We start from the raw sequence: 22,876 nt of genomic DNA, 5'->3' as shown, positions 1-22,876 counted from the left end.
AATTACATGAAGTTCGATTTCTTAACGTATTGACGAATACCTACCTTATAGTATTTCTTACCATTGATAGTTATAGCACTGCCGTAAGTAGCAATTTGGCTATTCTTCTTGTGCTTCAAATTGTTATCGCGATTGCCATATTGATTGTAAACATAAGCATTCTTCTTCAAGAATCTGAGGCTACCATCAATATTACCAGCTGCAATGTATTCATTTTCACCGACACGGTAGTAGGTCTTACCCTTGATGGTCTTGGTACCATAAGTATTGATCCACTTACCACCGTTTTCATCACTGGTCTTGTACATCTTGCCCTTTAGTTTCTTACCGTTTTGGTCATAAACATAGGCATTATGCATCAAGTTCTTAGAAACAGCTGGCACATTCTTAGGTGCCTGAGTTACTGGTTCCTTAGTTGCAGAACTGCTCTTGTCCAAAACTGAGCCATTAACCCAACCGCGACCATCAATATACATTCTGCTTGAACCATCATGGAAAGTAATAGTCTTGGTAACTACTACTTTTTCACCAGCTTTAACAGAGCCAATAGCACTGGCAACAGATGGAGCAGTTGGCCAATTATAAGTTGAACTATCCTTGCCAGCAGTATAAGTTCTAGTAGTATTAACGGTTACTGGATCATACTTAGTCAAATTAGAACTAGTAATATGACTATTTAATGCCTTATCATACTTAGAGTCTGTAGCATACGTACCGGTCAAAGCCTTGGTTGCAGCTGCATAAGTTGATGCATTTTCAATCCAAGTGCCCTTATAACGCAACGGATCCCAAGAAACACCATTTCTTAATTTACTACCATTATCTTCAAATGATTGTTCAAAAGATGGGTATTTTCTAAACTTAGCAGTAATATAGTAGCTCTTACCGTTTTTATCTTCTTCTCTAGTCTTGGCAGTATAAGTCTCACCTGTCCAAGAATCATCAGCCTTCATCCCAAAAAGGTTATTAGCATTCACGGCTAATCCTGACTTTCCCCAGCCTGACTCAGTTATTGCCTGGGCAATCATCACTGATGGCAAAGTTCCATATTTTTTAGCTGCTTTAACTGCTTGCTTGGCAGCCTTGTTTAAAAATGCAGTTTGATCAGCGGTAGCGGCAGAAACTCGTTGGCTTGAGGCTTGATTCATCATCGTAGTATTTACTGCTGGCACAGCTACAGAAGTAAGCATTGCGGCAGCAGCAAAACTGGTCAAAAGTCTCTTCTTCATAAAAAATTATCCTCCTTAATATAACACCTCCATTGTATCTAGCAAATTAGGTCTAGACAAGCGTTTCAACAGATTTATTGTAAAAAAGTAACATTTGTAATAATATTATTTAACTTATATAAATTTTTTAATAAGTTAACTTCAGCGTAGATGAAGGTAGTGGATTACCTATACTAGGTTTATTTCTAAACATATAAAACAGCTCTTCGGGAGAAGATTCATCTAAATTATGTCCTGAGTGAACTAGTATCCAATATACCTTTGTAGATTTGAAAACTTTAGTTGCCTTTTATCTTCCCCAATTAGTATTCTGTGTAATTAACTCGATTGTGTTATCAGTCATAAAGTCAATAAAACTTTGTTGTTCTTCATCTATTGGTTTAGCTTTTAACTCAGAATTAAACATTCTGTACAAAATAATAGGGTGCTCATTTTCAATATTACGCTTCGCTAGCAATAAGAACGCATATGTATCTGACTTTTGAAAATCTTGTTCCGCTTCTTTACGCGATTTCCCCATATTTTCTACGATCAAGTCCACTGTTTTATCAGTTAATTCTTGAATTTTAGTTTTATCCTTTTTATTTAACATAATTATCACCTACATATCTTAATTTTGACAATATATAAGTACGCAAAAAATGTCGATTTCTTTTTCACAAAATTACTTCTTTAGATTTTCTTTACCGTATTATTTTACAAGCATCCCTTAACAAAACCAAAAACGACACTCTAAATCATCAAATCGCATCGTACTCTTTTTTCACAAAAGTATCTGCGCAGCGGACAAAACCCACCCAACCGACCCCAAGCAAATAAGAGGACAAAAACCACCCTTTCATTGCTTGGCAAAAATCGAGTACACAATATACGTGCTTCAGGCGTGTCGCCTGTACGCATGCTGATCCTTCAGCAATGACTACTACCTCATGAGAGTTATAAACTCATGGATCTTGCTTTGAAGAATTTTGTACATTATAGGCTCCCTACATGCTGAACCTATGGCCTATTACATTTTTTTATATTTCAAGGAGGAAAAGACCACATGAAGAAAAATTTAAGAATTGTTAGCGCTGCTGCTAATACCCAAATTACTTTACCAGCTAACAGCAATAAGGATACTAAGGGTACTATTACTCTTAACTCAAACGTTAAGGCTGTTACTTTTCCAAGAAAGACCACTACTAATAATGTAACTGGTCAAGTTGAAAATCATTTATGGGATGGTAGCTTAAGTGGTAATGTTACTGCTTCTTACAAAGGCCAATCATTTACTGTTAACTTGGGTAGCGACTCTGTAAAGGGTATTTACTACATCGATAAGGCAACTAACAGTTACAAGTTAGCTCCAACTGATGTTGAAAACGGTAAGACTATTTATCGCTTAGAACCTGGCAAGCCTTACTACGTTTACGTTGTAGGTGCTTCAATCAACATGACTACTGCTAATGCTAACCTTACTAAGGAAGTATTAGGTAGCAATGGCGATGTAACTTTCTTTAAGGGTAATGATTCAGTTGATACTCTTGATGTCGCAACTAACATTAATGGTGGTGTATACCGCACTGATGCATCAGGTAATGCTAACTTAGGCAATACATTTGATATGATGGTTAAGGTTGTACCAACTGATATGACTAACTCAAGAAGCGTATCATTCTTTGAAAAGTCAACTGGTAATGTTGTAAATTCAGGCTCACTTGACTTTACTGTTGGTCCTAACCAAACCCTTAATGTAAACCAAATTCTTGGTGCATTCAAAGCTAAGTATGAAGCACACCAACTTGAAGGTAACACTAACAGTGGCGCTTCATTAACTACTACTGCAAATGACATTAAGGATCAATTGACTAAAGAAGGTATGAGTGTTGATGCAAATGGTGACTTCACTCCTAACGATAACTTTAGTTTAAGCTTTGGTGCTCGTTCAGCAGCTAACGGTGCTACTACAACTATGACTGTAACTGTAAACGTTAAGGGTGGCAAGGTAACTACTGTACCAAGCCAAAGCAAGACTGTTATGCACAACGCATTCTTCTATGACAAGAACGGCAAGCGTGTTGGTTCTGACAAGGTAACTCGTTACAACAAGGTAACTGTTGCAACTTCAACTACTAAGATCGGTGACAAGACTTACTACGAAGTAATCGAAAACGGCAAGGCTACTGGCAAGTACATCAACGCCGACAACATCGACGGTACTAAGCGTACTTTGAAGCACAACGCATACGTTTACGCAACTTCAAAGAAGCGTGCTAACAAGGTTGTTCTTAAGAAGGGTGAAGAAGTAACTACTTACGGTGGTACTTACACATTCAAGAACGGCAAGCAATACTACAAGATCGGCAACGATACTAAGAAGACTTACGTAAAGGCTTCAAACTTTTAATTAAGTCTATGTAGTAGATAAAGATAAAACGAGGCATTCGCCTCGTTTTTCTTTTGCTCTAGTTTTCATTATTCTTACACTTCATTTGTAGTCACACATATTAGTTAAGGCGAACAGTAAGTAGCTAATCTACTGTATTTTCCATGATATAATTAAGCAAGTATATAATACGAGGAAGTGTATTAATGAAACTAGATGACATTAAAAATATGGAAGCTACTTATCTTGATTACAAGGAATCATTAGAAACTACTAAACCTGTAAGCTGGCTTAAATCTGTTGTAGCTTTTGCAAATACAAAAGGCGGACACATTATCTTTGGCGTGACTGATGAAGAGCATAAGTTTATCGGAATAGATAATTTACAACAAACTTCTTCTAAAATCTCTGAACTTATTTCTACCCGAGTTTCACCTTGGCCTAGATTTACATTAGCTCCTATTGATAGTTAATATTCAGATAAGAAATGCATTGATCTAGAAGTCGCTCCTGGTCCAGATTATCCATATTATTATATCAATACGCAAGAACATGCTATTTTTATGCGGCATGGAGATCGTTCAGAAAAAGCAACACCGATAGAGCAAAATAATTTACTGCTAAAAGGAATGAACAAAACATTTGATGCACTTCCGACTAGCTATAAATTACCAGATGTAAGTTTCACCTTATTAGCTGCTACCTTTAAGAAAGAAACTGGTGAAGACTTTGATATTTCACGCGATTTAATTTCGATGGGATTTGTAACACAAGATAATATCGTGACTAACGCAGGGCTATTACTGTGTGATCAAGGTTATTTACGCCAGTCTAAGATTGTCTGTACTCGGTGGAAAGGAATCGAAAAAGGCAGTGTTGATGGAGATGCCTTAGATGATGAAGAATTTACAGATGCAAGTTTGATTACTCTGCTATCTAATGCAGAAGCATTTATTAGAACCAATTCTAAGAATCCTTGGACAATTCGTGGAATGCGACGAGAAGAAAATAGCGACTATCCATTCAAGGCTGTTCGAGAAGTTTTAGTTAATGCATTAATTCACCGTGATTATCAGATTCAGGGTTCTGAAGTACATGTTGATATGTTTGATGATCGGATGGAAATTGTGTCGCCTGGTGGCATGATTAATGGGAGTAGAATTCAAGATCTTAATCTAAAGCATGTTCCTTCTATGAGAAGAAATGAAATTATCTCTGACATTTTTGGTAGATTACATTACATGGATCGCCGTGGTAGTGGTATCCAACGAATCTTAAGTGCGTATACTAATTTTGTAGAGCAACCATCATTCTATTCAGATGATACAGTATTCTTAGTAACCTTGCCTAACAGAGGAATTGCTACGCCAAAGAGTCCACTTCAAAGTGAGAAGAGTCCACTTCAAAGTGAAAAGAGTCCACTTCAAAGTGAAAAGAGTCCACTTCAAAGTGAAAAGAGTCCACTTCAGGGTGAAGAAAACAATATAATTAAAAAATGGAAAGAAAAAGGCATAGATAAAATTTTTAGAGAGCAAACTATTGAGAAATTACTAGAATTTTATATGAGATATAGCTCTGAATATTCGTTTAATCGAAATTTACTTGCTAATTTTTTAGAGATAGCACCAAATTCTGCATCGAAAATTATTCAAAAATGTAGAGAGATTGGAATTATGCGAATGGAAAAACGCGGAGTTTACTTCTTTACTGATTTAGGTTGATAAATGCAAAATAATGTTAAAGATATCAAATAAATCACTATAATTATATTTTCAAAACGATACATCAAAACAAATAGAGTATCGTTTTTTCTTTTGCTCTAAAAAAGGCGTCGCTGTTGCGACACCTTGGAAGATAATTCTGCTGTGAACTATTGATTATTGTTTACTATAAACTTCATGTACTAGTTTGATAATTTTATCGTGGCTAAGCATATCGCCATAATTATTTGTGAGTTCTTGTAGGACTGTATCTTTAGTTCCATCCATTCGCTTAATAGTTAGGACTAGCTTTTTAGCATCTTCTACTTTTGCTTTTTTAGTTGCTTTTTTAGCAACCTCATTCATTTCGTATTCTAGCTTGTCCATGTCTTCGACCCACTTTCCGCTGTTCACGTAATGGTCGACATCCTTTTGCAAGCTGGCGATATAGCCTTCCGGATGGTTGATGATTCCGTTCATGTAATCTAGGAAATCAACCATCTTTTGGTTTAGATCATGATTATTGCCCTTGGAATTGAAAACCTTAACGTGCGTACCAGTCTTGAATTCTCGGATATCGACTTTTAGTTTAAACATATTTTACTTCATTTGATTCCATTACAGCACGTAATTTATCTAAAAGTTCGAGACTGTAAAATAGTTTGTGTAAGGATGAATGATTCCTTAAATTTATTTCTTTAAACATTAGAAAAAGGAGTTCCTTTCTCGTATGATTGGTTTGAACAAAAAAACACATACAGAAAGAAGAACTCCTTCATGAATGATTTTACCAAAGATTTTGCTCAAGCTCTATTCAATCCAGACAAAATAAATGATTTATTGCGCAAAGAGCTACAACAGGCTGTTAATAACTTGCTAGAAGCTGAGTTGACTGCCTTTCTAGGCTATGATCCCTATGCCAGAAATGGCTGGAATACTGGCAATTCTAGAAATGGTGCTTATTTCCGCAAGGTTGATACCCAGTTTGGACCAATTGAAGTGCAAGTGCCTCGAGACCGCAACGGTCAGTTTCATCAGCACACGCTGCCTGACTACAAGCAGCACTCTGATGTTTTGGAAAGCACGATTATCAAGCTATACTCCAAAGGCGTAACTACCAGAGAAATCGCTGACTTGATTGAGAAAATGTATGGCAGTCATTATAGTCCAGCTCAAGTATCAAATATTTCCAAGCAGATGCTCCCCAAGATTGAGGCTTATCACAAGCGCAAGCTAAGCGACAAGTTTTTCTGTGTCTATTTGGATGCGACATACCTTCCTTTGCGCCGAGAAACGTTTGAGCGTGAAGCAGTATATATTGCCATTGGCATTAAACCTAATGGACATAAGGAAGTCATTGACTACTGCATTGCTCCTAGTGAGAACATTGAAGTTTGGACAGAGATGCTTCAAAACATGAAGTCCAGAGGCTTGAAGCAAGTTGAGCTTTTTCTTTCTGATGGTGTTGTTGGCATGAAAACAGCCTTGGCCAGGACTTATCCTAAAGCTCATTTTCAACGCTGCCTGGTTCATGTCATGCGCAATATCTGCGCTAAAGTACGCGTCGACGATCGTGAAAAGATCATGAACGAATTCAAGCAGATACATCAACAGACAAGCAAAAAAGAAGCTGCAGCTGTCTTGCACAAATTCTATGCCAAATGGAATAAAGCTTATAGCCATGTCATCAAAGGTTTGAAGGAAATTGAGCCCGATCTGCTAGTCTTCTACAATTATCCCAAACAAATCAGAGCTTCAATTTATTCAACCAATATGATTGAATCCTTTAACAACGTCATCAAGCGTAAAGCTAAGCCTAAGGCAGAATTTCCAACTGAACAGTCGCTTGATGCATTTATTGGCATCCAGGCAATGAGCTACAATGACCGTTATTTCAATCGAATTCATAAAGGCTTTGGTCAGGTTCAGGACACCTTAGAATCCTACTTTGATTAAATAAATAATTAAAAAATCAATTTACGAGAAAGATCTATTTACACAAAAGATTTGACAGTTTCAAAAGTTCCGTGATATCGTGAAAAATAGTAACTTTTCTTTCTTAATTGTTATATAAAGTTGCATATTACTTTTATTTTGATTTTGTTATAATTTTATTCGGTGCTTGTACCTCCTAATGTCCAGTCCATTAAAGGAGGTGAGTATAATGCGGGACATTCTTAATATAACTATTACGGCTGTAATTGCGCCGATTGTGGTGAGCGTTTCCGTTCATGCACTTAACGAAGCCTATGACGATTGGCTAGAGAGTCATCGCTGCAAGAAGCGAAAGCATAAGCGCAATAAAAGAAGACAGCACAGGCACCGATAGTTAGCTATGAGAAGGCTTTTGTAGTGCTTTCAATAATTTAGCGAAAATAAAAACCATTGCTCAACCGGAATTCGAGTAATGGTTTTTGTTTGCACTTTTTTGAATATAATGCAGTTTTCTTAATATAACCTACACCTAGTATAACATAATTTTTTTCTCTGTATAGTCTAGCACCTGGTTCATTGTTTACTATTGTTCCATTACAGCACGTAATTTACCTAATAACTGCTTTTTTAATCGTTTCAATGTAATGCGTGGCACGCCACATTCTTCGACTAATTGCGTGATCGTCTTCTTCTCAAGCAAATGTTCAAACAGAATTACTTGTTCAAGCTGACTAAGCTTCTTAGCTTCATTCTTTAATGCAACAAGGTTGTTCCAAGCTGCAGCTTCACCAAGGTTATAGACTTCGTCGATGGTCGTATTGTGCTCGCACACTCGTTGCTCGCGGCGTAAGGCATCGACTGTTTGCCAGAGTACTTTCTTGAAACTTAATTTATCAATCTCGGTGCGCGGCTTTTGTCCATCTAGCTTATGCAACATATCGGCGTACAGAATCACTCCATCTTGCAATAAGTCCTCATAGAGGTGATAGTCAGGTCGAACGTGCGCCGCCTTGAGGGCACCACCAACTAACTTACGATTGTTCCATGCTTCTTCGAAATATTTTTGACTTGTCATTGTGACATTCTCCTTAAGTGATGTCACAAGCGCTTGTGCACTATTAGATTAGCAAGATTGAATCCGCAGAAAAACTTAGTGGTGAGATGCTTTAATCCCAAGTGTTGCATGTGTTTGTTAATTTCTACGATAAGCAAAGCCAAGTCAGATAGTACCTGACGAAGAACAGATGATAGTCAAAAAAGTGCAAAAAAATACAGCTCATGAGAGCTGTTAACGATTATATCTGATCTTAATAATCTGCTTAGTAAAAAAGTGGTGTTCACGGTGCAAATAATCTAATGGCTTAAATTCTTTCACAATTGTAAGTAGATGCAAGTTTAAAACATGATTATAGAATTTGTCAGCTAGCTTTTTGAAACTATCAACAGCATACAAGTCCAGTTGCACATAATAGTTGGAATTATGCAGGATTGAGTCAGAATTAATGACTGTTACGCGGAGATTATTCTCTTGTAACATATGCTGATAATACAAGTCAGAATAATAATGATTATGAAACAGATACTGACCAATTATCTTAGTAAGATTAGGCTTAGGCGAATCAAAGGCAAAATTATAGACCAAGCCATTTTCATTAAGTGCAATACTGTTGAAAATAGCTTGATCATGGCGTTTGACGTGGAAGTCTTTAACCCAGTGCAAGCAAATCCAATCCGTGAAGAAATTTCCACTAAATGCATGCATTGAAAAATAAAGCACATTGTACATGACAATCCCTTGATAGGTATCAACTCCAGCTTCGCGAGCTAGCATTCTTTGCCAAATCATATCGCAATGTACGGCATGCCGCATCAATCCTTGCATCATGGCATGTGTTGACTTCTGACTAAGCACAATTCCACGATTCAGGTCGAAGGCTACTGCCTTATATTTGCCTAAGATAGGATTTTGCTTGAACTCATAGACTGCCAATGTGTTCTTATTGAGTCGATATTTATTGTCATACTTGATGTATTGCGCTAATTGCGAGTCATTCTCAATTCTCCGCTTAGTTAAGTCCTTGGACCAATTACGATATTCTATGTCAGTGGGCAAGCTAATAATCCCCAAGTTACGTTGCTTGTAGGCTGACACATCCATCACACTCCCTATGTTTGAATATATCTATATTGTTTTGAATATTGAATAGTATTATACAGGATGAAGCATTGATTGTATAGCTAGAAATTATTATGCTGAAAAAGCCGATGATCACTTAGATCATCGGCTTAAGCTTGAAGTTGCCAGCAAAGGGGCAGAAAAATTAATTAGATTTGGCATTGCTTCATATCTAATTAATTTAGATCAGTAAAGAAATAGACTCCGCGTTTTTCCATTCGCATAATTCCAATCTCTCTGCATTTTTGAATGATTTTTGACGCAGAATTTGGTGCTATCTCTAAAAAATTAGCAAGTAAATTTCGATTAAACGAATATTCAGAGCTATATCTCATATAAAATTCTAGTAATTTCTCAATAGTTTGCTCTCTAAAAATTTTATCTATGCCTTTTTCTTTCCATTTTTTAATTATATTGTTTTCTTCACCCTGAAGTGGACTCTTTTCACTTTGAAGTGGACTCTTTTCACTTTGAAGTGGACTCTTTTCACTTTGAAGTGGACTCTTCTCACTTTGAAGTGGACTCTTTGGCGTAGCAATTCCTCTGTTAGGCAAGGTTACTAAGAATACTGTATCATCTGAATAGAATGATGGTTGCTCTACAAAATTAGTATACGCACTTAAGATTCGTTGGATACCACTACCACGGCGATCCATGTAATGTAATCTACCAAAAATGTCAGAGATAATTTCATTTCTTCTCATAGAAGGAACATGCTTTAGATTAAGATCTTGAATTCTACTCCCATTAATCATGCCACCAGGCGACACAATTTCCATCCGATCATCAAACATATCAACATGTACTTCAGAACCCTGAATCTGATAATCACGGTGAATTAATGCATTAACTAAAACTTCTCGAACAGCCTTGAATGGATAGTCGCTATTTTCTTCTCGTCGCATTCCACGAATTGTCCAAGGATTCTTAGAATTGGTTCTAATAAATGCTTCTGCATTAGATAGCAGAGTAATCAAACTTGCATCTGTAAATTCTTCATCATCTAAGGCATCTCCATCAACACTGCCTTTTTCGATTCCTTTCCACCGAGTACAGACAATCTTAGACTGGCGTAAATAACCTTGATCACACAGTAATAGCCCTGCGTTAGTCACGATATTATCTTGTGTTACAAATCCCATCGAAATTAAATCGCGTGAAATATCAAAGTCTTCACCAGTTTCTTTCTTAAAGGTAGCAGCTAATAAGGTGAAACTTACATCTGGTAATTTATAGCTAGTCGGAAGTGCATCAAATGTTTTGTTCATTCCTTTTAGCAGTAAATTATTTTGCTCTATCGGTGTTGCTTTTTCTGAACGATCTCCATGCCGCATAAAAATAGCATGTTCTTGCGTATTGATATAATAATATGGATAATCTGGACCAGGAGCGACTTCTAGATCAATGCATTTCTTATCTGAATATTAACTATCAATAGGAGCTAATGTAAATCTAGGCCAAGGTGAAACTCGGGTAGAAATAAGTTCAGAGATTTTAGAAGAAGTTTGTTGTAAATTATCTATTCCGATAAACTTATGCTCTTCATCAGTCACGCCAAAGATAATGTGTCCGCCTTTTGTATTTGCAAAAGCTACAACAGATTTAAGCCAGCTTACAGGTTTAGTAGTTTCTAATGATTCCTTGTAATCAAGATAAGTAGCTTCCATATTTTTAATGTCATCTAGTTTCATTAATACACTTCCTCGTATTATATACTTGCTTAATTATATCATGGAAAATACAGTAGATTAGCTACTTACTGTTCGCCTTAACTAATATGTGTGACTACAAATGAAGTGTAAGAATAATGAAAACTAGAGCAAAAGAAAAACGAGGCGAATGCCTCGTTTTATCTTTATCTACTACATAGACTTAATTAAAAGTTTGAAGCCTTTACGTAAGTCTTCTTAGTATCGTTGCCGATCTTGTAGTATTGCTTGCCGTTCTTGAATGTGTAAGTACCACCGTAAGTAGTTACTTCTTCACCCTTCTTAAGAACAACCTTGTTAGCACGCTTCTTTGAAGTTGCGTAAACGTATGCGTTGTGCTTCAAAGTACGCTTAGTACCGTCGATGTTGTCGGCGTTGATGTACTTGCCAGTAGCCTTGCCGTTTTCGATTACTTCGTAGTAAGTCTTGTCACCGATCTTAGTAGTTGAAGTTGCAACAGTTACCTTGTTGTAACGAGTTACCTTGTCAGAACCAACACGCTTGCCGTTCTTGTCATAGAAGAATGCGTTGTGCATAATAGTCTTTTCTTGGCTAGCAACAGTAGTCTTCTTACCGTTTGGAACTGAAACAGTTACTACTAATTGACCAGTCTTGCCGTTGATGCTTGACTTAGCGTTCAAAGTCACAGTGAAGGTGTCAGGAGCAGTGAAGTTACCAGCAGCATTAACAGGGATGTTTTGCTTCTTAAGTTCAGCAATTACAGCATCCTTGTTAGTAGTAATAGTTACTGGGCTATCCTTTTCAGTACTACTCATGAATTTTGAATCATTGTATTGAACAGCAGTGTATTGCTTTTCAATATTAGCTAAAACATCAGCAACATTTAATTCACCATTGCCATTAGCAAGGGTAAGGTATAAACCTTTGGTTTCAGTAGTACCACTGTTTTGGTTAATAAAGAATACAGAATTAGTGTTACCTTGGTTGTAAGCCTTAAGTGATTGAGTGTAAGTCAATTCAGTAGCGTTACCATATTGGTCCAAAGTTAACTTGTAAGAACCATCAGTATTCTTAGTTACATTCTTACCTGAAAGTTCACCATTAGCAAGCTTAACAGTAACAGTCTTGTTCTTCATTGCTGAGCCAAAGCTGAAGCCAACGTTAGTAAGAGTAAGAGTGTATGATTGACCAGCAACAACGTTGTTCAAGTTATTTTCAACTTTCTTAGTTTCCTTGTTGTAGCTATAAAGGTTAGTCTTACCATCAGAAACAGTCACGTCTTGAGCAGCGTCAGCTAAGCTTGATGATACACTAGTACCGTTAAGAGTAGCAGTTAATTCACCACCAAGAGTAGCATCAGCAGTTACAGCGTTATTAGCCTTAACTGGTGCGTTTAAGCTAAAGTTTGATGATACATTAACAGTGTTAGCAGCATCGGTTGCAGTACTACCTGCACCGTTTAAGTTAAGAGTAACATTGCTGTTAGTAGTTGCAGTAGTAGTTGCAGCAGCAGCAGCTGAAACAGTAGATACAGCAGAAGCAGCGACAGGAGCAACAGCTAATAAAGCAGCAGCAGCGCTAACAATTCTTAAATTTTTCTTCATGTGGTCTTTTCCTCCTTGAAATATAAAAAAATGTAATAGGCCATAGGTTCAGCATGTAGGGAGCCTATAATGTACAAAATTCTTCAAAGCAAGATCCATGAGTTTATAACTCTCATGAGGTAGTAGTCATTGCTGAAGGATCAGCATGCGTACAGGCGACACGCCTGAAGCACGTCCTATTACTTACCACGATTCATATTGTACTAACCTCTTGAAAAAATAGCAAGTTAAATTGACTACAATCTTGCTTTTGTAATAATTCACCTATTCCCTATCCCAATACCATTCACACAAATCTAAAATAACAAAATGCCGTAATCCTAGACACAACAAGAAAAAGCGAGCATACGCCCGCTTTACTGTTTCTTTACTTTTTCTTAAATTTTACAACGATGTAACAAAATCAATTGAAAAAGTAATATTACTATACGATTTCTGTTAAAGGTCTAAGTGTGAACTCTACATCTTGCGATATTTTCTCCTGAGCCTTTTGACCAAACTGATTAGCTGATCAAGCAAGTCAAGATTAGTCTTGCTCAGCTGCAGGTTCAGCCGCAGATTCTGCTGAATCATTAAAGATGTCAGTAACAGTACGTTCAATATATGCAGCAGATTGAGGAGTGTGGTAATATGCAACACCGTCTTTCTCAAATGCATTGGCTTCCACAATCGTATTCATCGCACCACGCACTTGGTCCGCAGTAAGATTTTCGATTGCATCCCCCAACGTAATACTAATTTTCTTCTTTTCTCCGTTCAAGAAAGTTAACTTCATAGTCTTAGTAGTTTTAGCCATCATTTTTTCTCCTTATTTCCTAAATATGTTCGTTAATTTATTCAGCTGCTGGTACAAGACGTGACTTCTGCACTAAGTATGCTTCATCAAGTGAGTCTTCTTGCAAACTAGCAATTGCTTGACCCACCTTTTGCAACTCATCTGCCTTAGCGCCAGTCTTTACGTTCTTCAAGTTACGGGTCTTTTGCCCATTCTTATACTTCTTGTTGCCAAATACATATTGGATTGATTGTTCAGTTAATTCGTAATTCATATTTTTCTTCTACCTCTTAATAATTAGTTAAAATTGAGTATTTTGTAATCAACCTGCCGGCCAGATGTCTTACACTATAACTAACGATTCAAAGTCACCAATTGGCTCAAATTCGTTAATATTTTTTCTAAGATAAGGGAGAGTTGTCTTAATATGAAGAAATTAGTCTTTTGGGGTGTTATTGCTGCGATGTTCATCTTAGGTGGAGGTGGCGCCGGTGCTTACATTAGCCATGCCAACACTCAAACGCACAATAATACTTCCTATAATAATTCCAATAAAAAGAACGCTGATCCTGACCAGCAAAAATCTAATAATTCTGATGCAGATTCTAACAAAGATAATTCTAGTCAGGATGATTCTGCAAAATCCTCATCTGATAAGGATAAAGAGCAGTCCAAGAAGTCCAGCTCATCAAACAAGAAGTCAGATGATCAATCAAGTTCTTCATCTTCTTCAAGCGATCACCAGCAGGAACAATCATCCAGCAGCCAATCCAGCGCGGCTTCCTCAAGCAACGATCAATCATCTGCCGTAAGTTCCAGCTCTGCTGCTGATGATAACAAGTAAGCAAACGAAAAAGGAGCCAATTTGTTGCTCCTTTTGTTTGTGCTCACTGTATTCACAGTATATACTTAAATAATAAAATATTTTTAGCATAAGGAGGGCTTATTATGGTAGTCAAGGCTAGAAAACAAGGAAATTCAATAGTGCTTACCATTCCAAGTACTATCAAAGTTCCACTTAATACAGAATTCTCTGTTGATGTAAATAAAAACGGTGATATTGTATACAAAAGAATTGCTAAAAACAATTATGATTTATGGTCAGACCCCGCTTATGACGATTATGATTATGATACTGAAATAAAACGAGAATACCAAGAATTAGGATACAATCCTAGAGAAGTCAAACCTGTCGGAAAGGAACTATCAAATGAGAAGGATTGATGTCCATCAAGGTGACATAATAATGATCGATGCTGAACCACATGCTGGTCACGAAATGGGTGGACATGATTCTGAAAAAGGAAATATTCGTAGACGCTATTTAGTAGTGAGCAGACATGCTTACACTAAAAAGTCTGGATTAGTAATAGGACTAGCAATTACTCATAACCATATTACAGATGATCCATTTAGATTCTATGTGCTAGATTATGCTAGTCACACAAATGGAGATGCATTATTATTTCAAATGCTATCGTATGATTTCATTGCCCGTCATGGAAAAATAATCGGCCACATAAAAGAATCAACAGAATTCGATAATTTACTCCAACAAGTAAGAAATATTTTTTCAAAAGAATAATTACTTAAATTATCATCCATCAACCAATCCAGCGCGGCTTCCTCAAGCAACGATCAATCATCTGCCGCAAGTTCTAGCTCCGCTGATGACGAGAAGTAAAAAATAGCCGTTACTCACATTGAGTAGCGGCTATTTTCATTAGACCTAGGCTTCTTTCATCATTTGTTCAATTTGATCCCGGGAAACAGAATCATGGTAGTCTTCTGTCAGATCCTCCAAAGTTTTGGAATCTGATACACCATAGCTTCGGTTACGACGAATGATCTTCTTAATTGCATTCACTGTTGCACTTAAAATTCCTTTTTCTTCACCGTATTCACGCTCTTCAGCTAGCTTAGTCTCATAGTCCATAATAGTATCCCTCCAAATTGGATCTGCGTTCATTTCTGTGATTTTCTGCCGAATTTTGTTATAGATTCTCTGCTGTGTATCATCAGCAAGATTATTTAACAGGTAATATCTATCTTCCATTAGATTTACTAGCGGTACCAATGCCTCTTCTGCAGTGACTATATTACCCTTTGAATTAATTATAATTTCTTCCTTTCCATCGTTCAACTCATCCATTCGATCCTTCACACCATATGATCGATACCATCGTTTTACTGGTTCTACACCGTAGTCCTGTTCTTTGAGATCAAAAGTACAAAATGTGATCAACGTCAGATTTTGTAAATTTTTGTATGTATCTCCTTTCTTCAAGGTATACCTTTGGTCTAATTGCGAACCATAGTAGCGCAACCTTTTACCTAGATCTCTCTTATCAGTTGTCTGCATTTCCAAGTCATACAAATTATGATGATTGTCTTCAACTAAAATATCCAATCGTACGTCTTTTTCATGCCGATGACTTGGATCTTTAATTTCCTTTTGTTTCAAAGGATAATAGATTTCATCAATCACTCGATCTGGCAAAAGCATTTGCAAGATATACTTACAGATCTCCCTATCACTCATAACTTCACCAACGACTTGATCTTCAGTGAACCCATACCATTGTCGTCCTTTTCCGTGCGTTTCTTCCATAGCGCACCTCGCTTTAGCAAATAGTAGGACAAAAGCCCTCCACTATTTATTACGCAAAAAAGTACATTTTTTCTTTTTTATTTTTCAATAATTCTAGCCCCAGTTAAGTTCGTCATACTTTGTTTGAATGAAATCTCTAATTACTTCATTTTACTAATTAAAACTGACTCCATCCTTTTGCTTCTCTCAGCCACTTCTATTTTTTTGCTAAACTAGCTAAAATCAGAAAAACGTGATACCATACAACTACAGATAAAAAAGCAACTTTGCATATGCAAGGAAAATAAGACGCAAAAAATCGCTACTCTAAATGCACAAATGAGTAACGATTTTTTCATTCAACCAAATTTTATAGCGCTAAAACTAAATGCATTGGCTATAGGCTAGTGACGTTTGCGGTGTTTTTTCCTCTTGCATCTCTCAACCACTTCTATTTGCTTTTATTTGTAGAAGTCTGTAAAATTATTATTGACTTTGTATCTATTTATTTATAAATAAAGGGGTAACAACTTTGACTGAAGAAGAAAAGAAAGCTCAAGCTGATAAAGAAAATGAAGAAAACGACGACTTTAAAGTCGTAATGCCAGAAGCTAACAGGACTACTATGCCACAGGAAGAATTCAAAGAACAACCTGATTACTTAAAGGTCTTCGCTAACTTCTACATCGCTGAATTCGATGAAGACGATCTTGAAGTTATCAACCTTTACGATGAAAATCACAACATGGTTGATATCAATCGCTATGTTTTAAACAACATCCACTTCCCACGCAAGAAGTTGGTTGATCATGTGTTACAATACCACGACTACAACTTTAAGGACTTGCTTAAGACCATGGAAGAAAAGACTGGTGTTAAGCCAGAAGAAATGCTTACTTATGAAGCATGGGAAAAATGGGACGAAGACCAACGTACTAAGATTCCTTCATCACTTTCATAATTTATATCAAAAAGGCTCCCTGTATGGGGGCTTTTTTACTGCATATTTTTTATTATAATGCACTAACTTTATCATCACCAAATTCTAGATTCAATTTCTGACAAATCTCACTTGCATTGTCCAGCGAAATAGACGAAAATAGGTACAACAAGGGAAAATGTCATCGTGGCATTTTCTTTTTTTAGTAAAACTACAATTTTGTTGTGGGAGATAACGAGATGATGAATAATAAAGCTAAACGCATGAGCGCGGCTGGCTTACTGATCGCCATCGGTATTGTTTATGGCGATATCGGTACTAGTCCGCTTTATGTTATGAAATCAATTGTCGAAGGCAATGGCGGCATTGGTAATGTAAATCGTGACTTTATCATTGGATCAATTTCATTGGTTCTTTGGACTGTAACGCTACTAACTACCTTACAAACCGTAATTATTGCCCTCAAGGCAACTAACCACGGAGAAGGTGGGATTTTTGCCTTATACACATTGGTTAGAAAACGAGCTAAATGGTTAGTTCTACCAGCGCTAATTGGTGGAGCCGCTATTTTGGCCGATGGTACTTTAACTCCAGCAGTTACAGTTACAACTGCGATTGAAGGACTGAAAGGACTGAACTTTGGCGGCAATGTACCCGTTTCTACTCAAAACATGGTTATTGCCATCACTGTAGTCATTCTGCTAGTTCTGTTTTCTATCCAAAAAATGGGAACTAGTATCATTGGTAAAGCCTTCGGCCCAATCATGTTCCTTTGGTTCACTTTTTTGGGCGTAATGGGTGTAATGAACATGGCTGGTGACTGGTCAATCTTGCAAGCAATCAATCCCATCTACGCTATTAGGTTATTAGTTAGTCCATATAACAAGGCAGGTCTCTTTATTTTAGGATCAATCTTCCTGGCTACTACTGGTGCTGAGGCCCTATATTCAGATGTGGGTCACGTTGGTAAAAGCAATATTATTGGTTCTTGGCCATTTGTTTTTGTTTGCTTGTCACTCAACTACTTTGGTCAAGGCGTTTGGATTTTGAACAACCCAACTTACCGTCCTGCAGACGGCGGTGTGCTCAATCCATTCTTTGAAATGATCCCAGCTAACATCAGATTGTTTGCCATCATTTTGGCTACTATTGCTGCTGTTATTGCTTCTCAGGCCCTAATTACCGGTTCATTCACTTTAGTTGCAGAAGCTTCAGGCTTGAAGTTCTTGCCAAGAATGAACATCAACTACCCATCTAACGAAAAAGGACAAATTTATATTCCTTCCATTAACAAGGGTATCTGTGTTGCTACTATCGCAATCGTCTTATACTTCCAAACTTCAGCTCACATGGAAGCAGCTTATGGTCTGTCCATTACAATTTCAATGTTAATGACTACCATCCTGCTTTATGAATGGTTAGTAATGAAGAAAGTCAACACTGTTTGGAACTGGATCTTCTTGATCTTCTTCGGTGTCCTTGACATCATGTTTATGATTTCAAGTTTGACTAAATTTACTCATGGTGGTTACGTTTCACTCTTCATCGCTGGTGCTATCGGCTTCGTAATGTATGTTTGGTATTACGGCAACAAGGTTCGTGACAAGCGTGAAGCTCGCAATGCTTACGTTCGCTTAGATGAATATACCGACATGTTAACGAACTTAAGTCACGATGAAAATTACCCAACTTATGCTACCAACTTGGTTTACATGGCCAACGTTAAGTACAATAAGTTCATCAAACGTGAAATCCTGTACTCAATTTTGGATAAAAGACCTAAACGAGCAAAGGCTTACTGGTTTGTCACTGTCAATGTTACTAACGAGCCATTTACCGCTGAATATGCTGTTAACACTTACGGTACTAAGAACGTGATTAACATTCAGCTTTATCTTGGATTCAAGAAGCAGACCAGTGTGAACGTCTACATTCGTCAGATTGTTCACGACTTGATTGCTGACGGAACGATCGAGGCACAACCACAGGAATACACCACTACCCCAGGACGGGACGTTGGTGACTTTGCCTTCGTAATTGTTCAAGACGTAATTAGTCCGCAAACGCAATTAGTAGGATATGAAAAATGGTTAGTCGAAGCTCGTGTTCGTTTGCAGAACCTTTCTTCCAATCCTGCTTCCTGGTTCGGATTGGAATACGCTGACACAATCATCGAGCGGATTCCATTAATCCTTGGTCGACCAAATCCATCCTATATTAAACGGATTAAACCAAAAGATTATTCCAACGCTAAAACAAAATAACCATCAAAAAAAGACTCCGAACAGGAGCCTTTTTTAGTGCAAAAAATTTATTAATGGGTAATAAGTTATAAAGGGCTGCAGTGTAGTAGCAGCACTGTAGTCATTCTTATTATAGGAGCTTATATGTAATTTAGCTAATTTTTCATACTCGATATTAAGAAAAGTTACTTACCAAATTACTACTCTCTTTTCAGGAGCAAGCCACATACCATCATTTTCAGTCACATCAAAAGCCTTATAGAATTCTTCTTGGCATTGTGATTGAACGTTGGCACGCTCTGGACCAGGTGCATGAACATCAATAGATACTTGTGTCTTGATTGACTCTGGCAATTGTTTAGTTGCCCAAACGCGAGCAAAGTTTTCAAACAACTCTTGCATTGCCTTCTTATCAGCACCTTCACCCTTATTAGCTTCAACAGCAGCAGTTAAACCACCTTGGTCGGCAATATTTTCAGACACGATTTGCTTACCGTTCAAGGTTACAGGGCCATATTCAATACCATCAAACAAGTCGATTTCAGCTTGCGTTCTCTTCTTGAATTCAGCAAAATCTTCATCAGTCCACCAATTCTTCATGTTACCAAACTCATCGAATTGAGCACCGTTATTGTCAAAGGCATGTGATACTTCGTGTGCAATAACAACGCCGATTCCACCATAATTAGTAGCACGACTTTGTTTCAAGTCATAGAATGGTTTTTGCAAAATTGCAGCTGGGAAAGTTAAATCATTTCTTTGTGGGTCGTAACATGCATTAACCATATCACCTGGCATCAACCATACCGTACGGTCAACATCTTGGTACAATTTCTCAAGATTGTACTTAATTTGTTCCCGACCAAATTGCACTTCATTTTCATAAAGGCTAGCAGTTGGATCAACTTGTAAACGGTCATAGATTTCTTCAATCTTGTCTGGATAACCGATCTTTAAGATCAAAGCGCGCAACTTAACGATTGCCTTATCCTTAGTTGCTTGAGAAAGCCATGAATTTTCACGAATTCTCTTTTCATAAACATCAAGCATCTTGTGAATCATATCAGTCACGTCTGCTTTAGCTTCTGCGCCAAAGTAAGTTTGACCATAGTAGACACCTACTACTTCGCCGAAGTCACCATTAGTAATATGATATGCCTGCTTAACGCCACTTGAAAGCTCAGGTTGGCCTGACAAAGCTTGACTAAATGGAAAGGCAGCTTCACGGAAATCTTGTGACAAGCTGTAAGCTACGCCATTAATAAACTTAACCAGCATCCAAGCCTTAATTTCAGCAAAGTTTTCTTCATTCAACAATTCTTCCGCGTGATCTAAGTAACGTGGTTCAGTTGAAATTACCCGTTCTGGCTTCTTGGTAAATAATCCGCCCAAGAAGTAATCCATCTTGAAGGAATCGAATTTTGCTTCAAAGTCAGTCAATGAAACTGGATTATAAGTTGCTGGATAATCAGCCCATTCTTCAGTTGACTTAACTACCTTAGCAATCTTAGCGTCATACTTAATTGCCAAGCCAGCGTAATCTTCTGCGTCCTTTTCATCAAGTCCGGCCATTGTTAACAACTTAATAGATTGCTTTTTCAAAACATCCAATAACTTCTCAGCAGCTGGAGTCTTGTAAGTAGTCGTATCTGGCAAGAAAGTACTTGGACCACCAAAATTCAATGAGTGAATCTTAGTATTCTTCATATCTGCTTCAACACTGAAAGCAAATGGAACGGCAAAACCATTCTTGTAAAAATCTGCTGCCTTCAAGTTAAAGTCAGCGAAGTTGCGCAAGTCTAAAATTTCGTGCAAATCTGCCTGAATAGGTGCGGCACCATCCGCATTTCGCTTGTCAAAGTTTTTAGCAACCTTGTAAAGCTCAACTGCCTTCTTGAAGTTAGGCACAGTAGGCAGTTCCTTCTTACCAGCAGCAAAATCTGCAAAATCTTGCATCAAGTTCTTTTCAATATTAAGATCGATCCCATCAAATGAACTGGTTCTTGAACGATCAGATGGAATTTTAGCCTTTTCCAACCATTCTGAGTTAACAGCCAAATATAAATTATCTTGTAGACGCGCTGAAGTATTAGCCTTAGTAATGTCACCAGCACCGCCGCGTACGTTAAAATACATTAAATTACCTCCCTAGTGGAAAAATTTTTCATATAAAGACATGATAGCATTATAAAAAAATTAACGCTATCATGTTGTTTTTATTTTACAAATAATTTTAGTTTTTTCTGTAGTTTCGCATGCATTGGAATAAGCATGACTAAAAGCAAAAAGATACCAATTGCAGCAACAGCAAAGAATTGAATATAGCCGAAATCTTCAATGATTAAACCACCAAATAATGGACCTAGAGCTCGACCAATTGACGATGCAGACAAGGTTAAGCCTTGATACTTGCCCTTACTAGAATCGGGCGACAGATCATTGACATAAGTTGGTATCGACGGCATTGCAGTTGCTTCACCTAAAGTTAAGATAACCATGGATAAGGCAAAGTGTGCAAAATCTTTGGCAAAAATCAAAGTAACAAAAGAAATTGCAAACATCAAAGTGCCAAATAAAATTTGTCTAAATAAGCTCTTAAAGATAGTAAAACGACTTAAGATAGCTTGCACGATGACAATAATTCCGGCATTGATGGTCCATAACAAACTATACAGATGAAAAGGAATGCCCAAAGAAACCATGTATACAGACAAGTTTGATTCCCAGTTCATGTACATCAACCAAATTACAGCGATCGTAACAAAAAAGCCAATTGACATAATCAGATTGTATTTAGGCATCGGCTCAAAGGCCTGCTTCTTTGATTCGCCCTTGTTAGCCAAACGCTCCTTGTGGAACTGAATCATTGGCCGATAATTAATAATTGCGTTAACGCAAACGCCAACGAATAAAAGACCAGCAATGACAAATAATAAAGTCACTGAATAATCATAAAGATAACCTACTGCTAATGTCCCACAAACGACCCCAACATTTTGAGCAAAGTAGATCATATTGAAGACATAACGACCTGGCTTAGACTTAATACTAGTAGCAATCGAGTTAATCAATGCTCCATTCCAGCCGCCCAAAAAGCCAGTTAAAGTCATCCAGAGCCAATATAACGGCCAACTATGATTCAAAGCCATGCCAAATAAGACAGCCGCATCTAAAGCAGCCCCCACAATCAGCAAGACATATGGATCCATATGGTCATAGCACCAGCCTGAAATAAATGACCCAATCATATTTGCAACACAGTTGAACAGCAAAACGACACCCACTAAAGCTAGTGAAACGCCAAGATGGTCGTGCAGGTAAACTGAAGTCAATGGCCAAATGAAGCTGGAACCCAGCCACGTTAGTAATTGGCCTAGAAGAAGCCAATGCAATTTGATTTCATCAGCTGGTTGTTTTCCATGTGCTGTGCGCATTTTCTCTCTTCCCTTCTTTTTAATCATTCTCTCAATCTAGTCTAGCAAGAATTGTGATTTTTTGCACGAAGGCAAAAGAAACATACTAACCTAGTGTTGGATCATGAATCGACGGATTCACGATCTGGCACTTTTTATTTTGTCTAAAATAGAAAGTGAAGATAAAGCAAATCAAGTCTTCAGCTTTTTAGACACTTGATGTCGTAAAAGAA

The 22,876-nt window shown here is 37.4% G+C and carries 22 protein-coding genes; 9 read left to right on the top strand and 13 right to left on the bottom strand.

All coding sequences use genetic code 11. The annotated features are described in order from the left end of the window. Window positions 1–2: 2 nt before the first annotated feature. Window positions 3–1,229 (bottom strand): glucosaminidase domain-containing protein, encoded by a 1,227-nt coding sequence (locus J6L97_RS01050; RefSeq protein ID WP_005724055.1) that lies wholly within the window; start codon window positions 1,227–1,229, stop codon window positions 3–5. A gap of 289 nt (window positions 1,230–1,518) precedes the next feature. Beyond that, on the bottom strand, window positions 1,519–1,821 hold the full coding sequence (locus J6L97_RS01045) for a hypothetical protein (RefSeq protein WP_054832668.1): 303 nt from the start codon (window positions 1,819–1,821) through the stop codon (window positions 1,519–1,521). Between the two features lie 453 nt (window positions 1,822–2,274). Here J6L97_RS01045 and J6L97_RS01040 point away from each other — a divergent pair, with 453 nt between their 5' ends. From J6L97_RS01040 to J6L97_RS01030, 3 genes are all read left to right on the top strand, one after another. Further along, window positions 2,275–3,618, top strand: a complete 1,344-nt coding sequence (locus J6L97_RS01040; RefSeq protein ID WP_216786113.1) for an SLAP domain-containing protein — start codon at window positions 2,275–2,277, stop codon at window positions 3,616–3,618. A gap of 185 nt (window positions 3,619–3,803) precedes the next feature. Next, window positions 3,804–4,070, top strand: a complete 267-nt coding sequence (locus J6L97_RS01035) for an AlbA family DNA-binding domain-containing protein (protein WP_057727071.1) — start codon at window positions 3,804–3,806, stop codon at window positions 4,068–4,070. A 90-nt stretch (window positions 4,071–4,160) separates the two neighbouring features. Further along, complete coding sequence (locus J6L97_RS01030; RefSeq protein ID WP_216786112.1) at window positions 4,161–5,318, top strand: ATP-binding protein; 1,158 nt, start codon at window positions 4,161–4,163, stop codon at window positions 5,316–5,318. A 156-nt stretch (window positions 5,319–5,474) separates the two neighbouring features. On the opposite strand, the gene J6L97_RS01025 is transcribed toward J6L97_RS01030, so the two are convergent. Then, a complete protein-coding gene (locus J6L97_RS01025) occupies window positions 5,475–5,894 on the bottom strand; it encodes a hypothetical protein (RefSeq protein ID WP_013085720.1) in 420 nt (139 codons plus the stop codon). A 180-nt stretch (window positions 5,895–6,074) separates the two neighbouring features. Between J6L97_RS01025 and J6L97_RS01020 the strand changes: the two genes are divergently transcribed. Further along, a complete protein-coding gene (locus J6L97_RS01020; RefSeq protein ID WP_005728142.1) occupies window positions 6,075–7,253 on the top strand; it encodes an IS256 family transposase in 1,179 nt (392 codons plus the stop codon). A 562-nt stretch (window positions 7,254–7,815) separates the two neighbouring features. Here J6L97_RS01020 and J6L97_RS01015 read toward each other — a convergent pair. The 7 genes from J6L97_RS01015 to J6L97_RS00985 all read right to left on the bottom strand — a co-directional run bounded on the left by J6L97_RS01015 (window position 7,816) and on the right by J6L97_RS00985 (window position 13,731). Next, the gene (locus tag J6L97_RS01015; RefSeq protein WP_225907790.1) at window positions 7,816–8,334 is read right to left on the bottom strand and encodes a sigma-70 RNA polymerase sigma factor region 4 domain-containing protein; all 519 of its coding nucleotides are present in this window, start codon (window positions 8,332–8,334) and stop codon (window positions 7,816–7,818) included. 186 nt (window positions 8,335–8,520) lie between these two features. Next, window positions 8,521–9,390 (bottom strand): hypothetical protein, encoded by an 870-nt coding sequence (locus J6L97_RS01010; RefSeq protein WP_057727065.1) that lies wholly within the window; start codon window positions 9,388–9,390, stop codon window positions 8,521–8,523. A 194-nt stretch (window positions 9,391–9,584) separates the two neighbouring features. Next, on the bottom strand, window positions 9,585–10,742 hold the full coding sequence (locus J6L97_RS01005; protein WP_216786111.1) for an ATP-binding protein: 1,158 nt from the start codon (window positions 10,740–10,742) through the stop codon (window positions 9,585–9,587). 90 nt (window positions 10,743–10,832) lie between these two features. After that, window positions 10,833–11,099 carry an AlbA family DNA-binding domain-containing protein gene (locus J6L97_RS01000; RefSeq protein WP_057727071.1) on the bottom strand — a complete coding sequence of 89 codons (267 nt, stop codon included), beginning with the start codon at window positions 11,097–11,099 and terminating at the stop codon, window positions 10,833–10,835. A gap of 185 nt (window positions 11,100–11,284) precedes the next feature. Next, window positions 11,285–12,682, bottom strand: a complete 1,398-nt coding sequence (locus tag J6L97_RS00995) for an SLAP domain-containing protein (protein ID WP_216786110.1) — start codon at window positions 12,680–12,682, stop codon at window positions 11,285–11,287. 526 nt (window positions 12,683–13,208) lie between these two features. Next, window positions 13,209–13,481, bottom strand: coding sequence for a DUF2922 domain-containing protein (locus tag J6L97_RS00990; RefSeq protein ID WP_054832984.1), 273 nt, complete (start codon window positions 13,479–13,481; stop codon window positions 13,209–13,211). Window positions 13,482–13,515: 34 nt separating this feature from the next. Further along, window positions 13,516–13,731, bottom strand: a complete 216-nt coding sequence (locus J6L97_RS00985; protein WP_005718397.1) for a DUF1659 domain-containing protein — start codon at window positions 13,729–13,731, stop codon at window positions 13,516–13,518. 153 nt (window positions 13,732–13,884) lie between these two features. Between J6L97_RS00985 and J6L97_RS00980 the strand changes: the two genes are divergently transcribed. The 3 genes from J6L97_RS00980 to J6L97_RS00970 all read left to right on the top strand — a co-directional run bounded on the left by J6L97_RS00980 (window position 13,885) and on the right by J6L97_RS00970 (window position 15,042). Further along, a complete protein-coding gene (locus J6L97_RS00980) occupies window positions 13,885–14,301 on the top strand; it encodes a hypothetical protein (RefSeq protein WP_005718396.1) in 417 nt (138 codons plus the stop codon). Window positions 14,302–14,405: 104 nt separating this feature from the next. Then, complete coding sequence (locus J6L97_RS00975; RefSeq protein ID WP_054832985.1) at window positions 14,406–14,681, top strand: hypothetical protein; 276 nt, start codon at window positions 14,406–14,408, stop codon at window positions 14,679–14,681. A 22-nt stretch (window positions 14,682–14,703) separates the two neighbouring features. Continuing rightward, the gene (locus J6L97_RS00970; protein ID WP_005721690.1) at window positions 14,704–15,042 is read left to right on the top strand and encodes a type II toxin-antitoxin system PemK/MazF family toxin; all 339 of its coding nucleotides are present in this window, start codon (window positions 14,704–14,706) and stop codon (window positions 15,040–15,042) included. A 144-nt stretch (window positions 15,043–15,186) separates the two neighbouring features. Here J6L97_RS00970 and J6L97_RS00965 read toward each other — a convergent pair whose 3' ends face one another. Further along, window positions 15,187–16,068: an Rpn family recombination-promoting nuclease/putative transposase gene (locus J6L97_RS00965; RefSeq protein ID WP_054832986.1), complete on the bottom strand. Its 882-nt coding sequence runs from the start codon at window positions 16,066–16,068 to the stop codon at window positions 15,187–15,189. Window positions 16,069–16,579: 511 nt separating this feature from the next. Here J6L97_RS00965 and J6L97_RS00960 point away from each other — a divergent pair. Further along, the gene (locus J6L97_RS00960) at window positions 16,580–17,008 is read left to right on the top strand and encodes a hypothetical protein (RefSeq protein ID WP_054832987.1); all 429 of its coding nucleotides are present in this window, start codon (window positions 16,580–16,582) and stop codon (window positions 17,006–17,008) included. A 221-nt stretch (window positions 17,009–17,229) separates the two neighbouring features. Next, entirely contained in the window at window positions 17,230–19,251 is a 2,022-nt protein-coding gene (locus tag J6L97_RS00955; RefSeq protein WP_057726953.1) for a KUP/HAK/KT family potassium transporter, read from the top strand. Window positions 19,252–19,419: 168 nt separating this feature from the next. Here J6L97_RS00955 and J6L97_RS00950 read toward each other — a convergent pair whose 3' ends face one another. Together J6L97_RS00950 and J6L97_RS00945 are read right to left on the bottom strand one after the other, a co-directional pair. Then, window positions 19,420–21,366 (bottom strand): M13 family metallopeptidase, encoded by a 1,947-nt coding sequence (locus J6L97_RS00950; RefSeq protein ID WP_054832988.1) that lies wholly within the window; start codon window positions 21,364–21,366, stop codon window positions 19,420–19,422. Window positions 21,367–21,446: 80 nt separating this feature from the next. After that, the gene (locus J6L97_RS00945) at window positions 21,447–22,664 is read right to left on the bottom strand and encodes an MDR family MFS transporter (RefSeq protein WP_013085707.1); all 1,218 of its coding nucleotides are present in this window, start codon (window positions 22,662–22,664) and stop codon (window positions 21,447–21,449) included. Window positions 22,665–22,876 lie beyond the last annotated feature (212 nt).

The sequence above is a fragment of the Lactobacillus crispatus genome (assembly GCF_018987235.1).
In the GTDB taxonomy this organism is placed as follows: Bacteria; Bacillota; Bacilli; order Lactobacillales; family Lactobacillaceae; genus Lactobacillus; species Lactobacillus crispatus.
This window is presented reverse-complemented; position numbering and strand designations above follow the sequence as displayed.

Bases quoted from the DNA above. Each gene is read 5' to 3' on its own strand.
- J6L97_RS01050 (WP_005724055.1), bottom strand. From the start codon at position 1,229: ATGAAGAAGAGACTTTTGACCAGTTTTGCTGCTGCCGCAATGCTTACT.
- J6L97_RS01045 (WP_054832668.1), bottom strand. From the start codon at position 1,821: ATGTTAAATAAAAAGGATAAAACTAAAATTCAAGAATTAACTGATAAA.
- J6L97_RS01040 (WP_216786113.1), top strand. From the start codon at position 2,275: ATGAAGAAAAATTTAAGAATTGTTAGCGCTGCTGCTAATACCCAAATT.
- J6L97_RS01035 (WP_057727071.1), top strand. From the start codon at position 3,804: ATGAAACTAGATGACATTAAAAATATGGAAGCTACTTATCTTGATTAC.
- J6L97_RS01030 (WP_216786112.1), top strand. From the start codon at position 4,161: ATGCGGCATGGAGATCGTTCAGAAAAAGCAACACCGATAGAGCAAAAT.
- J6L97_RS01025 (WP_013085720.1), bottom strand. From the start codon at position 5,894: ATGTTTAAACTAAAAGTCGATATCCGAGAATTCAAGACTGGTACGCAC.
- J6L97_RS01020 (WP_005728142.1), top strand. From the start codon at position 6,075: ATGAATGATTTTACCAAAGATTTTGCTCAAGCTCTATTCAATCCAGAC.
- J6L97_RS01010 (WP_057727065.1), bottom strand. From the start codon at position 9,390: ATGGATGTGTCAGCCTACAAGCAACGTAACTTGGGGATTATTAGCTTG.
- J6L97_RS01005 (WP_216786111.1), bottom strand. From the start codon at position 10,742: ATGCGGCATGGAGATCGTTCAGAAAAAGCAACACCGATAGAGCAAAAT.
- J6L97_RS01000 (WP_057727071.1), bottom strand. From the start codon at position 11,099: ATGAAACTAGATGACATTAAAAATATGGAAGCTACTTATCTTGATTAC.
- J6L97_RS00995 (WP_216786110.1), bottom strand. From the start codon at position 12,682: ATGAAGAAAAATTTAAGAATTGTTAGCGCTGCTGCTGCTTTATTAGCT.
- J6L97_RS00990 (WP_054832984.1), bottom strand. From the start codon at position 13,481: ATGATGGCTAAAACTACTAAGACTATGAAGTTAACTTTCTTGAACGGA.
- J6L97_RS00985 (WP_005718397.1), bottom strand. From the start codon at position 13,731: ATGAATTACGAATTAACTGAACAATCAATCCAATATGTATTTGGCAAC.
- J6L97_RS00980 (WP_005718396.1), top strand. From the start codon at position 13,885: ATGAAGAAATTAGTCTTTTGGGGTGTTATTGCTGCGATGTTCATCTTA.
- J6L97_RS00975 (WP_054832985.1), top strand. From the start codon at position 14,406: ATGGTAGTCAAGGCTAGAAAACAAGGAAATTCAATAGTGCTTACCATT.
- J6L97_RS00970 (WP_005721690.1), top strand. From the start codon at position 14,704: ATGATCGATGCTGAACCACATGCTGGTCACGAAATGGGTGGACATGAT.
- J6L97_RS00965 (WP_054832986.1), bottom strand. From the start codon at position 16,068: ATGGAAGAAACGCACGGAAAAGGACGACAATGGTATGGGTTCACTGAA.
- J6L97_RS00955 (WP_057726953.1), top strand. From the start codon at position 17,230: ATGAATAATAAAGCTAAACGCATGAGCGCGGCTGGCTTACTGATCGCC.
- J6L97_RS00950 (WP_054832988.1), bottom strand. From the start codon at position 21,366: ATGTATTTTAACGTACGCGGCGGTGCTGGTGACATTACTAAGGCTAAT.
- J6L97_RS00945 (WP_013085707.1), bottom strand. From the start codon at position 22,664: ATGCGCACAGCACATGGAAAACAACCAGCTGATGAAATCAAATTGCAT.